This window comes from Candidatus Poriferisodalis sp. (genome assembly GCF_965208555.1).
Classification (GTDB): domain Bacteria; phylum Actinomycetota; class Acidimicrobiia; order Acidimicrobiales; family Poriferisodalaceae; genus Poriferisodalis.
This window is the reverse complement of sequence record NZ_OZ242342.1, coordinates 2,252,802-2,267,029: the sequence shown is the minus strand read 5'-3', so window position 1 is coordinate 2,267,029 and position 14,228 is coordinate 2,252,802. Positions and strand designations below refer to the sequence as shown.

Sequence of the window (14,228 nt, the reverse complement as noted above, 5' to 3'; positions counted from 1 at the left end):
CATGAACTTTAGGAGCGGCACACTACCCGTCCAGATCCAACCCAGCCTCAACGATTGAGTCTCCATCAAGGCGATTTGCTGGAGAATCAAAGGTACAAGTCACCGAACCCCTATAAGCCACGTTTTAGGCCTGACACTCCGCGCTCGGCGAATCCCGGATAATCGGGAAACACGGTTCGCGCTTCGATATCAAACCATTGTCCCAGCTCTTCACGAATCCTGACTTTGGCATCGGCATCTACTCGAACGGTCATTGTAGGATTATGTGGCGGACGGCCAGCGTTCATTTCGAGCTTGTGCAGCCGGAGTGGTACCGACGTGAAGCGTTTCACCGTCTCAATGCCCCAAGTGTCACCGGGCAACGTCGATTTTGGCCAAGTTATACTTCCCGTCTTAGGCACGCCTCCAAAGATAAAGCCACTATTTTGCGCTGAGAATCGCGCCTCAATAGCGGCTGGACGCCATGCCCAGTAGCGAGTACTCCAATCCTTGACGCCCTTCACTGTCGAGCGCCACGGTCTCTTGGACACCAGCTCCCATTGACGCTCAATGCGATTCGACTCATTGATTAATCGATTCGAAACATCGAAAATAAAGAGTCGGCCGTCATCGCTGGCATGAGTATCCGTTCCTGGAGTATCTTCTTTAGCCTCAACTGCAAAATACAAAGCAATGAGCGGATTAAACGTGACATCAATCAGCCGGGTAGGAGCACCAAAATGCTGGAGCATCGCCAACTGATATAACACCGGCAAGTGTGCTCGATCCAAGAAATGCAAACCCCAACGGTTGGCATCAGCTAAGATCTTGCCCTCAAGCCTCTCTAGGCTTGTTTCATATGTTTGATGTGGGTTTGTCCAAATCATCCGTCGATAGAGTGCGCTGTGTAACGGCCAACCCGCATTCTGAACACCGCGCCAGGCATAGTGCACATCTTTGGAACTCCAGCGCGAAAACGTGTCACGGATGAGTTGGAGAAACTCGTCTAACGATTGAATTGGCGCTGGCTCCCACGGCCCAAAAAAGTCATCGGAGCCTATTGTTCGATCGTTTGAGTTCTCGGCCGTTTCCCCATCGCCTTTAGCATCCATGTCTTGAGTCCTTCCGTCTGTTCGCTCTGCTGGTTAGCAATCTGGCAAAATGGGATGGGTTGCTACGTTGTAGTCGAGGGCTGCGTCGTAGTCCGACGTTGATTTGTTCTCACCAATGCGCTTGGATATAGGTGAGCGCATCACGCGTGTTGTATGAGCGTGTGGAGTTGCCCATACGAACGTAGAAATCTGCTTCGCCGCCCATGTATACGGGTTGGTCGGAGGGCTCGATGTCGACCCGACATATGTCGCCATCCTCAGTCTGCTCAAATGTGACATACAGTAATGATGCTGTGGGCGTCTTGCCTAGTTCCTGCTCAAGCTTGGTAATGAGCCAGTTTTCGAAGCCGTCTCGACCCTTGTTTCCAGTTAGTGGGTAGTCAATCTCAATGCCCGAAACGGAGCCGTCATCATTTACACCGATGAGCAATACTCCACCGGCAGCGTTCATGAAGCCCGCGACGGTCTTGACCACAGCGCGTTCGATGTTCTTATCCCGAACACCTGTGTGTTCGTTATAGCGGGCGGATCGCTTGAACTCAACCGTCTTACTTTCGCCCGCCGCGACAAGCTCAGCAATGCTGAGACTTGAATCGCTCGCTGAAGCGTCCTCGGCGACGGCCTCCTCAGCGTCAAATGCCTCGGGCTGTTCTGGAACATCGACCCAAATCTCTCGGCCTGTGTCGTTCTCGACGTAGGAAAAGGCGGTTTTTGCGTAGTCATGAGCGGCCAGCTTCCTAAGCTGCTCCTTTACCCGCCGCCGGCCCTCGAGGGCAAACTCGAGGTACTCGCGGAGCTCTCCATGGCTCCACTTTCCGTGCGGATGCAAAATCTTCAGCAAGCCGGAGACGGTCTTGCGCACGGCCTTCTCGTCGCGCGCTGCCAGATGGGAGCCAAGGCTGAAGTCGGTGTCGATCGCCCGTACGTAGCTCTGTTTCCGTAGCTGTCGTAGCGCCTCAGCGAAGTAGTCAGACACAAATCCGAAGTGGTTCGTGAAGAGCCTCTTTTCAAGCTTCGGGGTCTCCCAGCCTGGCACGTAGTAGTGCAGCCGATCCAAGAACGCGGGATCGATCATCGACGGTGGTAGATCAGCGAAGAGATGCGCTGTTCGGACCAACTCCTCGTGTGGCTTCGACGTATTGCCGACATACACGATGGACGCCTCAGCCGGGATCTCCTCCTTGCCGCGAGCAAACGAACCGGACTCCATGAAGTCTTTGAGCATGTTGATCACCGTCGAGTCCGACATCTGGAGGCCGGCAACCTCGTCGAAGGCGACGACATCCCATGTGCCGAGCAGGCCTACGCGACCCGTCGACATGTTGACAAAGAGCTGCGCGACAGTGACTTTGCCTCCCGAGATCAGGATGGTGTTCGGATTCGACTCGCGAAACACAAATGACTTGCCAGTGCCCCACGGGCCTAGCTCGATGAGGTTGTAGTTGCGCTCGGCCATGGGAATCAACCGCGTGAGCGCGAGCAGCTTGCCGCGCAAGTCGTATTCCGTTGGCTCGAGACCAACGGTGCGCATGATGAGGTCGAGCCAGTCATCGCGGCTGAATCCGTCGCGAGCCTCGACGTAGAAGTCGTAGTCGAACGCTGCGACCTGGATGGGTTTGAGCGCCGAGATGTAGAACGGCGTCTTCTGAGCCGCGTCTTCAAGGTCGTTGTAGACTAGGTCGAGCTGGCACCAAGCACCACCGCCCAAGAGACGGTCGTACTTGTACACGATCTCCTCAGGAACGTTGACGTACCGAGAGCCAAAGTTGTGGAGCGTCGCCCAGAACTTCTTATCGCCCTCCACGAAGCGCACGTCGACCTTGTCGATCAATCGGTGCTTGCCCTTCTTCTTGAGTTCTGCCTTGGCCTTCTCGGACTCGTCCGGGCGGATGAAGTTCTCTGCGAGTGTCTGATTGACAACTGCAAGTCCAGCCTCGATGGCAGCAGTGTCGTCAGACGCGCAGTACCTGCCGAGGAGAAACTCAAGAACGTAGACAGGAACGCTGGCTCCCACCTTCACCTGTCGCACAAGGTCCTTGCGAACGACGCGACCTGGGAAGTTTCGGTTGGCAATCTCGTCCAACCGTTCGTAGGCGTGGGTCGAAGTCTCAGTCAAGGTTGTCTTCCACAATCACATTCGCACCGACTGCAATATTCAGAGTCTCAAGCCGAACACCGGTTGCGGCGTCGCTCACCTCAAGTGTGGCGATCGAGCCGGCCACGAGGTTCGCCGTCACCTGCACAGTGATGACACGTGCGGCGTCGACGCTGGCGTCAATCGTCTCGGTCGCGGGGTCGAATCCGTCGCCGCCAACAACCGCGCCAACCCGGTTGTCATCCTGGACAAGCTGCAGGCGAATCCGGCTCTCTCGGGTGAAGAGGTTGCCAGTCATCATTAAGGTGACAGCGACGACGCCGGTCGTGATTCGCTGACCTGCAACATCGAGGTCGATCCTGTACTGCGGATCGTCTGAAGCATCTCTGGCGGTGGCAACTATCACCGGAATGACGAGCTCCTGAGGCGATAGCCCCCCATGGAAGAACTGGAGGCCCCCACCGGTTGCGAACACACCGAGTCCTCGGGGAGTAATGATCTCGAGACCTCCAGCGATGCCGAAGGCAGCAAGCGAGATCTTGACCATCGACTGAGACGCCGTGCCTCCGCGACCGATCCACGAGCGACGATGTGACTCGCCGGCGCCAGTCGATGGCTTGTCGATCCGGCGTTCCTCGCCGAGCTGCCTAACGGCGAGAAAGCCATGGTCAGACGCAATCACAACCCTCTCAACCCCTGCATGAAACAGCTTGGCGACTGCCGTTTGCAGCACGCCCAGTGTCGAGTCGAATGAGCCCCAACTGGCAGCGAGTTGGTCGGACTCACCATCGGAATCGATTTCGGTTGAGCGCACTAGCACCGGTGAAGAGTCGCCGAGCACCTTCTTGAGTTCTTGGTTCGTTAGCTGTGCTACATCATCGAGGTGTAAGTCGGTGATCGCACCGTGCGCGTGCTCCAGCTGACGAACGCGATCTCTGGCCGACTTGACCACGCTGCCACCGACGGACACCACGAGCCGATCGCCTTCGTCAAGTTCGACGAGGAACTCAGTATCGGCATTCGGCAGAAGGGCTGCCATTCCGACCGGCGTAATGGTCGGGGGCGTGGCCACAACTGCTCGGTGCTCGACATCAGCATTCAAGGCTCCCAATCGTTCGACGAGATCCATGCCGAGTTCGTATCGGAGAGCGTCAACGAGAAAATACGCGGTCCGCATGGTTTGATCGCGCAAGAAGCTTGCGTGGATCGAGCGCTGTTGATCGTTGGTCGGGATCTCAGGCGCCGACAACGCATCCGCGGAGTCACGGAGAATCTGATCAAGCCATGCCTCGTAGCGCCGACGAGCGCTGTGATACAGCTCGTCGAACTCGTCGAGAACAATGCCTGACGAGACGCGAATCAACTCACTTTGGCGGTACCCAGAATCAACCTGCCAGCCCTCGTCCTGGTACCAATCGCGGACATCCAACAGGGAGCGAAGCGCCGGCACAGGCCGTGCGATGGAGATCCCAAGTTGTGCGAGCGCTCGGACGGCGCGGAACTTCACGACGAGCGAAACTGCATCGGGCGCTGAAGATCTCAGCCACCAGCTCATCGACAAGCGGTCGCTGGCGAGCTCGACGGCAACTTGCTCATCACCAGCCTCGAGAGCTCGAATTGCGGCGTCAAGGCCGAGCAGATCGATTGCAGGCGTTGCATCCACTGTGCGGAGCTCGTGAGCCCATGTCAGCAGTGTCCCGAGATGAAGTTGCTGGTCGGCCATCTCAGCCAGCTCGACGTAGGCCGCTCGGAACTCCATACGAACCTGGAGCATCTCGATGATGTCCGCGCAGTTCCTCCGCTGCAACGGCGTCGTCGTCGCAACCGAGGCATTCAGGTCGGGCGGTAGACCCACACCGGCCTCAGCAAGGTGGCCAAGCACAACCTGCCGAAAAGCGGCATCCCGGAACTCGGAGTCATCGAGACTGTCATAGCTTCCGCCGATTGCCTCGGTGATCAACTGGCGGCAGGCACTCTCCAGTGACCGCCTAGCCAGTGCTGCTTCATGCGTGCCGCAAATCAGGGCGGCAGCCAGGGCCGCTGTTGATGTCTCGCCAAGAACCGAGATCAATCGCGCGTCAACCTGCCTGTCGCCAGCATCGAGTGCGGCTTCGGCGTCCGCAAATGTTGCGCACTGTCGGCCGATCTGAGTGATCCTTTGCTCTGTGAGCTGACCCTTGAGTGCGTGCTTCAGTAGGGTCGGCAATCTCCTGCGGTAAGGCCTACAAACCGCACGTATCTCCTCAAGGGGGTCTGGGTCAGGGGGCTTGGTCGGTACGTACACAATCAAGGCAGGGGGCTCTTGCCCGGCCATGTGGCGCTCCAGCCGATGTCGGAGCTCCAGCCAACTGCCGCTGAACTCCTGCAGTGCCGTGCCTTCGGGCACGACGTCAGCGGCGACTCCTGCGTATGCAGCTTCAGGGTCGTCCCAGACAACAACGCCACGCTGCTCTACGTGCGCCGCCAGATCGGCCCTCAGCTGTTCGCGTAGTTCAGTCACAGCTGATCCGCGTATTCGGCCACGGCTGCCCACCGGTGGTGTCCGTTTCGCAACTTCGTGCGGAACATGGCAGCCTCTCTCCACGCAGGAAACAAGTCGGCCAGCGGTGCAGCGTTGAGAACGATGCCGTCATCAAGGTTCGGTTGCCAGCCAAGGTTGGCAACCCGTTCGGCTGCCGCGAGGAACGCCTCAAGCTCGACGGCCAATTCGTGCTCTAATGCAAGATCGGTGGCGATCTCGCTTGCTCGACGGCCACTGTTGCCTGCCGCCTCTTCGCGCTGCAATTGCCTCATTTGCTGATCAGCCAACCGTCGCCGCTGGTCGGCTTCGTGAACCACCGCAAACAGCATTTCGCGGCACAACTTGGGCGCGTACAGCCAAAGGCCCCATCGCTTCGAGGGCACCTGGAGCTGCCAGTAGATAGGAGCCTTGCGTCGACTCATCGTGTACATGTTGAGATGTCGTCGGAAGAACTGGTTTCGCAGAAACACTGACAGCGAGGGCCGGCGCATGAGCGCGCCAAGGGCGGCGTCGAGCGCCTCATCGGAGTCGCTCAGCGCAACCCCAGCTTGCTCAACCGCTGCGGTGACATCTCGTTCATGGCCGGGTTGGTCAACCAAGACGCCGTCTGCTGGAAACTCGATCGGATAGTCGCGCAGAGTCGAAGCCGCAGCGCGGCCGTCGGGCGTCAGCAATGTGCCGGGTGCGTAGCGGGCCGGCGGCGACTGGAGATCTGACGCCACCGTCGCCAACCCCGCGTCGCGTCCGATTCTCACATCCCAGCGTCCAAAGGCGAGTCCAACAAGGTACGAGACGAGTCGGAACGCCTGGTCCTCGGATTCGCCTGGCACAGTGAGCCCGCGTTCCTTAATCACTCGTACAATCGTCCTCGGATTGACTTCGAGTCCGTGGGAAATCACTTCGAGTCGACGGTCTGCGACGAAAGTCAGATTCGCTATCGCTCTCGAGCCGCCTCTCTCTTGGATGAGTTCATCAATGATCTCCTTGATTGGCCTCTGGTATAGATCGGCGATGCGATCATCAAGACTGTCAGTCTCTGGGTAAGAGAGTGGAAACGGACCGATTTCCTCATCGAGATACGCCCGACCACCATCGTCGATCCCGGCATGACGGATCACGAGCTCGTCCAATTCTTGACCGTCCGCCAACTGCTCAAGGTGATTCGATAAGTCCGTCGTGACGAAGCCCTTCGGCCGGACGAACCGACGCGTCGTCTCGTCAGAATCGTCTTGCCAAGCTCTTCTGCTCGCGAGACGGGCTGCTACTGGGTTCAGTTCGGGAATGTGAACCCAAGCGAGTTTCTGCACGAGGCCGACCTCGTAGCTCCGTGACGCGCCGCCGGATGACACCTCCTCACCCGCCGACACCATCGCGTCGATCATCGCTTGAGCGAGTCGGCCACGCAGCCACCCAAGGACGCTGAAGAGATCGTCTACGGCAAAGACTGCTGATCCCTTATCGGCGAATACAGTCCCGCTCGGTAAGACTCTCATGCCTAGACCAGAATTGGTGCGCCGAGGCCAAGTGAGGCCAGGTCGGAAATAGAACTGCGTGTTCTGCGCGCGCGACTTGTCGTGCCCTCGAATCACCTCGCCATCGTTCAACCAATCAACTACTAAGTGAATGTCGGCCCAAAATGGGCTGTACTCGCCGCCCTTGGCGAACGGAACCCAACGGTGTCCACGCTTAGTGTCAGAGACCGAATTGCCAATTCGCTCAGGATCCACCTCCCAAAAGGCTCTGACAAATCGGAAGTCGTCGCCCGTTGCTAAGCCCTGCCTTGCGTAAGCTCCCGAACCCTCGAGCGCGGGCAACTCACGAAAGAGGCGCCGAACCGACTCGTCCATCCAGTACGCGACCGGTGACCCGGGGATCCCTCGCAGATCGTCGAGCGCTATTCGAAAGGTTCGATCCCCTTCACCGATCCTTCGAACGTCGTCTATCTCTTCTTGCATCGCGCGTGGGCGGTCCGCATCCTTGAGCAGTCGGATGAACGTGCTACGTCCACCCGGCCGGTCGTTTCGCAGGACGTACGCAGCAGCTTCAACGAGAGCCTGGTCCATCACGCCGTATCCAAGGTCGGCCGTCGCTATGAGCTTGTGCGCGAGCAACACCTCGTTTCGCCAGGCCTCGTAAGTCTTGAGAAACAGTCCTGCGCGGGAGGTAATTGCCCCGCATGTGCCGATCCCAGGCTCCGCTAGCTCGATGCCCCGCCCAACGAACGCCGCTAGAAGGTTGTAGTCCTTGCCGGGAATCCATGGGTACGCCGACTTGAGGTAATCCTTGGTGGAGGGGACCGGCTCACCGAAGGGAGGATTCATCAGCACGGCCGTATAGCGGCGCGCCATCGCCTCCACGAACTTGACTGCATCGCTGGCCTCGGCAGCGAACAACCGCTGCGCAGCACCGGCGGTGGTCGAACCTGCGATCTCGCTCAACGCTGCGAGCACAGCTGCTTCGACGTCGTCGGCCCCTGAGACCACCACTTCAGACAACGTGCCCTCGACGACGCCTGCGCCAAAGACGTCCCGTACTTCCTGGGTCAACCGCTCCTCAATCCTCAGCAGGGAGCCCAGTACCGGTGCGTCGCTCAGCTCGGTACCGATTGACCGCACCACCCGAGCCACATGCGCGGGAAGCGCGTCGATGAGCGCCTCCACTGCTGGTCCGCTCGGCAGCGATCGTGCACAGATGATGTTTGCCGGCGGCAGTGAACCATCACGGCAATGTCGGCGAGCTCGGAACATGATCGCTGCCTGTGCGATCTGTGTTGCCCGCGGGTCGATGTCGATGCCCCAGAGCGACGCCAAGATTTCCGGCGCAGCGGCGCCCGGCTCAACACCGACGTGCTGCCAAGCTCTTTCTAGGACATCGTAGGCGCCTAGCAAGAAATGGCCCGACCCGCAAGCAGGATCCAGCACGTTGACAGCACTCAGGTCGATCACGGCCGGATCAACCGGCGCATCGACGAGCAACGGGAGATCTTCAACGAGGCCCGGAAGACCGCTCGCGAGGTAGGCGCCCAAGCCATTGTGGACCAGGAAATCGACTACGTAGCTCGGCGTAAAGAACTGATTCCTGACTGCGAGCTCGCGGGAGTCCTGCGGTGCAGAAGACTCACGCATCTCACGTCGCTCTGCTCCGGTGTTGAAGTACTGGTAGGTCCATCCCAGAGTGTCAGGAGCCGCCCAAATGATGTCGTCGAGGTCAATGAAGGCCTCGACAACTCTGGCGAGCACAGCCTCCGACATCATGAGTTCGATGAGAGGGTTGCGCGGATCGAACAGCGCGGGCACGTCCGTCGCAAGTTCATCTGCGCAGAGCCGGACAAACTCGCTGAACCGACCCCATTCGGTAACCGCAACCGTAGGCGCGAGTTCGGAGAAATCGCGGAAGCCAGATGACGCAAGCCCCTTGGCTATGGTCTCCGGGAGCAATCCGACCGCTTCGGCAACGCGCACTGCCACCATCCGATTGATGTGGGTAAACGCCGCCTCTCGAATGAGGCGCGAAACCGATTCCGCCCGACCGGCGCCCTCCGAACGCAAGTACTCCACGATGTCGACAAGGTTGGCCCGAACAAGAGAATCCGAATTCGACAAAGAGAGACGTTCCGTGGACTCGATGCGGCCGTCACGTCGGATCCCGAATCTGCCTTCGAGACTCTCGCTGAGATCGTCCTCCAGCCAGCCGCGGGTGTCCTGGATCAGTTGCTCAAGCTCTGATCGTTGGTCAGCCGCGAGAGCTGTGCTCATCGGAGTCGCACTTCAGTGTTGTCGTCGAGTTGCGCGAGCAGAGCCTCGCGGAGACGTTCGAGAGCCGTATCGACGTCGTCAAGTGACGTGATCGGGCCGCCCCACACGTCGCTTACGCGAATATGACGGACTTCTTTGGTCGTGGACAGAGCATCGAGTAATTCTGCGACCCTGAGGACGATTCCGGGCACGGCGTCTGCGCTGGCACGCAAGAGAGATAGATCATTGCTGGTTGTGAGCCCGCGCAGCGGTTCCGTGGCATCTTCGAATGCGCTGTCGTCGACCCGGGGGTAGCGAGATCGCAGGTTCTCCAAGGCGTCCTCGACTTGCGAAGTCACGCGTGCCCGGAACTCGATCCGTTCCTGCTCCGCGGCCAGTTCGACACTTGCAGTCAAAGACCTCAGCTGCGCTAGGTCGTCGGAGTACTGAGCCCGATCGAGCAGTTCTCCGAGTTCAGTAGCCCAAGTTGAGCCGGCTCCATCGGCAAGCAGTATTGCGATTTCCCTCGCACTCTTTGCGGCACGCAAAGTCCCAAGCTGGTCGTCGACAACCGCCGCTAGCTCAGAAATCGAATCCCGCCCTGCATCCAGGTCCGCCTGCCGCTCGAACAGCGTCGTCACAACGAGCTCATCATCGGCACTCGTGACGCGTGCCAAGAGCTCGTCCATGTCGACAAGCGACTGAGGAACGGTCAGACCCGCACCAGCCAGTGTCGAGCGAGCCTCGGTACAGGGCTGGCGGTAGTCGGCAAACGAGTTGCGACCAGCGTCCGCTAGCTCGTGGAGATCCAGCGACAGGACCTCGCCGGTGATACCTCCAAGCCATTCGCTCACGGCCCCGCGTACTTCGGTCGACGGCCCTGATTCCTCTGCCGGTTTGAACGAAGCGGCGCGGAATTTTGTGATGCTTCCGAATACCTGCCCGAGGCGCTGATCCGTGAACGAGGTGATGCGAGCCGCCTGAGAAACGACCTCGATCAGTCCAGCGCGCATTGCAGCTGCCAAGGCCGCCTGCACTGATTCGACCGGAGCACCGAACGGCGGCGCCCCGAAGAATCGTTCAATCTGTGCGCCGTTCTGATCCTCGCCATACTGATTGCGCGCCTGAATGTGCGTCACGACTGCCGCAACTGGACCGCCGTCAGTGACCATCTGTCTGCCTGTCGCCGTGAGCTTGAAGAGGCCAAGTCCTTCGGGCCCGAGCTGATCGGCGAATCCATCAAGGCTGTCGGCCTCGAGAACTTGAAGCACCTCGGCTCGCCTGATCGAGCCTGCGAATGTACGAATGCTGGGGTAGATGTCGTCGAGCAAACCGCTGATCAACCGGCCTGCGGCAGCCCGAAGCTCACCCGAGGGAGCCTCGCTCGAGACTCCTCGAAAGATCGTCGTGCCGTTAGTGGCGTCGCGAGCGACGAGCTGTTCAGCGGTCCTGAGTACCCGGTCACGACGCTTGCGCTCCTCGGCCAGAAGCACACGTTGCACATCGGACTGACCGACGTTGTCATAGCGATCGATCATCTGGTTGCTGCGATAACACTCGGCCAGCGCCTCCCAAGTGTCATCCTCAGTGCTGAAGGACCAGAAAATTCGATTCTTTGCATCCTCCAAGCGCGATGTTTGACGAATATCTTCGATGGAGGTCTGATCGCGCACATCTAACGTGATATCACCGTCACTCACCTTCTCACGTTCTGCGAACAGCTCAATCTTGAAGGAGCGCCTCTTCGTCACAGTTAATGTACCTAGCGCGTCCTCAAGAATGTGCCGCCGCAAACGCACTGCGTCTCCAGGCTTCATTTCGATGCCGCGCCTGGTGTTCTCCCAATCTTTCTGCTCTGGACTTTGCAAACGGTAACCGTCGTCTGTTTCGCGAACACGATCCTCAGCAACCAGATTGTCGAGTGCCACGCTGATAGCATCCTCAATTGGATCCCCCGATATAGACGGGTGAAGGGCAACTGCGAGGTTTCGAGTCGTCAGCGCGAGGCCCGGCACATCCGCGCACAGCGCCACTACTCGCATGATCTTCACCTCGAGACTCTCATCTCCGTGCTTAGCCGCAACTTGATCGACCTCGTGCCTCCAAGCTGTGGGGATGACATCCTCGAGCAGCATATAGGACCGATCCAGAGTGACGAGAGCGCCGACTGGCATCGGTGCAAGGCCCACCGATTGATTACTGATCAGCTGTTGCGCATGGCGAATCAATGTCCGATTAGATCCGCCCATGGTTTGCGGCGCACCACCCTCCGCGCGTCGAGCCGATACAGCATCAATGAGTACGTGAAGCTGATAAGGAACGAGAGGATAGAGCCGCACAAAGTCCTCATCGGCGAACGGTCCATGTCGGTCAGATTGTGGAGAAACTGACGTCACGAGCTTGTTTCGATCCACATCAAGCAATTCTCGAACACGCGCGGCGCCAGCCGCGGTCTTGTTGAGGACTCGTTTACCAGTGACCTCGTCGATGTCCGATGGCAGCAGATCGACTCGAACAGGGAAGCGATCTTGTGCCTTAGCCAGTTCAGTCTGCTTGCCTTCCAGGCTGTCGACAACATCTGTCAGTTTTTCTTGCGATGTAGCAACTAGCCAAAGCCGACCCTTTGTCTTCTGGCATTCCTCCGCGAGACCTTGTAGGTGACGCATACGGTCGGTAGAACGAGAAACGTACTGCCCGACTTCATCTACGACCAGAACCAGTCGCTCTTTGCCAGGACGCCGCCTCCGGAGCAATTCCAGAGCCCGATTGGCAAACCATTTTGCAGTAACCGCAGGCAAGCTAGCCGCGTTAGACCATGAGTCTGCCGCTGGAAAGGTTGCGTCATCAAGCTCATGAAGTACACGACTAGCCCGGTTCTTGGCCGTAATAAAGTCCCGCTGGTCGACCCACTCTGTAGCGAATACCTCTTCATATTTAACGCTGAACCCAATGTAATCGTTTCTTCCTTCAAGTTCGAACTCAAGTTCCGCGAGAACCGGATCTCGGCTGTAGCCAAGCGCCTGTAGCAGAGTGCGATATATGGGCAATACGACTGGCTCACCCTCCTCAAGCACGTTGGGAGAAGTGTTGAGATCAAGCAGCACGGTCTCAGTCGGCGCCGCTGCGTAGATTGTATTCAAGAGGGCCTTGGCTGGCGGAACCTCGTGGAGCTCGAAGAATCGGTTGGCAACTGGCTTTCCATCAATCTGAGGATTGGCCAGCAGGTACCCTAGTATCTTGGCGAATGATGACTTGCCTGAACCGAAGAAGCCACTAATCCAAATGTTGATCTCCTCGCTCGGACTATTGATTGTGCTCTGAAAGGACTCGAGAGCTCCGACCATTTGCGACGCGATGTGGCTAGTGAGTACGTATTCCTCTACCTCGTCAAGCACCGCATCATGATCATCAACCTTGATTACCTCCTTGATATCTCTGTCGATCTCACGGCTAAACAACTGCCCTATGTTCATTGGCGCTTTCCTTCACGAGAAACTATGAGTGCCCGGTATCCATAGGCCGGTTCGGTTTTGCCCATGAATCTCAGGCCGTAGTCTCCGACTAATCGGCCTGGGTAGAGCATGGTAACCGGTCGATCAATTTTATCTTTCAAAGCGTCGAGCAAAGAGCTAGTGCGGTGTGCTGGATACAATGCCCCAGCACGGTACAAGAAGACAGCTTCACGTTCGTCTTGAGGAATTGCAATTTTCGCTACAATGCGATCAGAGAGTGTAGGGGCAGTAGCCAAGATCTGGCGCACAGCCAGCTGCGCGTCGGCATAGTTTCCCGCTTGTTCTGCTTCGACAACCATTTGCAGTCGGCCATGTTCAGTCAGTGATTCCCAGAATATCTCCGCCAGTGAAACCGTCCGACTGCCGATATCATGCTTAGCCTTGAGCCATCGTGTCAGCACTAACAGCTCTTGGCGAACTAAGTATTCATCCGATGGCGGATATTGGTACACGATGAATGGAGGTACCAATTGTCGGTCGTAGTAGCCAACTATTTGATTTGAGATGTCGGCCAGCGGCTCAGACAATTGCATCGACGACCTCCGCCAACGAGCAAGTTCGCCAGTCGATACGCAGCGTTGAGCCGGCAATCGAGTAGAGGGCTGCCCCAGTCGACGCCACATGGTGCATCATCTCATCGACTCGCTTCTCGTCGAGTGACCAACGTTGCCACACCGTTGACGCCAGAATTGCCCTGCTGGATTCGCCCTGCTGATGCAGCCGAAAAGCCACGTAGGCGAAACCCCCGGCCGAGATTCCGGGACGCACAATTTCCTTGCGCGGGCTCGAGCGCTTACCCGTGAGTCGTCCTAGATCTCGCAATGCCGCCATCATTCCGCGAGCCACACGATCGCGGATGTTCGTGGACCAGCATGGCACTCGCTTGTCGCCCACGAGTCGGTCGATCCATTCGCGAGCGTCAGAGGTAGAAACGAATGTGCGGCCTTCATTCCACCAAACAGCAAGCTGCTCCGCTGCGAAGGCGGCTACGAGCGCATCCACACGAGTGAGCTCGTAGTAGCAGGCATCTCGAAATGCGCCGGAGTGCCTCATGAGGCACCGAAGCGCGGGAATGATGCCCGCATCGGGTGTGACAAAACGCGGTCGCAACGCCCGGACCATGACATCGCGGGCCCGCGAGTGAGACGGTAGCGCAAGGAGATTCTCATTGACGATCCGCGTCACGTTGGCCTCATCGGAAGCGTCGTCCTCCCAAACGCCTACGAGGACCCGCGTGTCGCCTAGGTGCGCCCCCACCTTCATGATGTTGGACGT

General features: G+C 58.3%; 7 protein-coding genes. All 7 read right to left on the bottom strand.

Annotated elements, in window-relative coordinates; genetic code table 11:
- Positions 1-110 precede the first annotated feature (110 nt).
- Positions 111-1,091 carry an FRG domain-containing protein gene (locus ACOGXE_RS10515; RefSeq protein WP_419930864.1) on the bottom strand — a complete coding sequence of 327 codons (981 nt, stop codon included), beginning with the start codon at positions 1,089-1,091 and terminating at the stop codon, positions 111-113.
- Between the two features lie 109 nt (positions 1,092-1,200).
- A complete protein-coding gene (gene brxL / locus ACOGXE_RS10510; protein WP_419930863.1) occupies positions 1,201-3,207 on the bottom strand; it encodes a protease Lon-related BREX system protein BrxL in 2,007 nt (668 codons plus the stop codon).
- Positions 3,200-5,686: a PglZ domain-containing protein gene (locus ACOGXE_RS10505; RefSeq protein ID WP_419930862.1), complete on the bottom strand. Its 2,487-nt coding sequence runs from the start codon at positions 5,684-5,686 to the stop codon at positions 3,200-3,202. The genes brxL and ACOGXE_RS10505 overlap by 8 nt, the downstream gene beginning before the upstream one ends.
- The gene (locus tag ACOGXE_RS10500; protein WP_419930861.1) at positions 5,683-9,462 is read right to left on the bottom strand and encodes an Eco57I restriction-modification methylase domain-containing protein; all 3,780 of its coding nucleotides are present in this window, start codon (positions 9,460-9,462) and stop codon (positions 5,683-5,685) included. Before ACOGXE_RS10500 ends, ACOGXE_RS10505 begins: the two co-directional genes overlap by 4 nt.
- Entirely contained in the window at positions 9,459-12,914 is a 3,456-nt protein-coding gene (gene brxC / locus ACOGXE_RS10495) for a BREX system P-loop protein BrxC (RefSeq protein WP_419930860.1), read from the bottom strand. The genes ACOGXE_RS10500 and brxC overlap by 4 nt, the downstream gene beginning before the upstream one ends.
- Entirely contained in the window at positions 12,911-13,486 is a 576-nt protein-coding gene (locus ACOGXE_RS10490) for a BREX protein BrxB domain-containing protein (protein WP_419930859.1), read from the bottom strand. Before ACOGXE_RS10490 ends, brxC begins: the two co-directional genes overlap by 4 nt.
- Positions 13,473-14,216 (bottom strand): BrxA family protein, encoded by a 744-nt coding sequence (locus tag ACOGXE_RS10485; RefSeq protein WP_419930858.1) that lies wholly within the window; start codon positions 14,214-14,216, stop codon positions 13,473-13,475. The genes ACOGXE_RS10490 and ACOGXE_RS10485 overlap by 14 nt, the downstream gene beginning before the upstream one ends.
- Positions 14,217-14,228 lie beyond the last annotated feature (12 nt).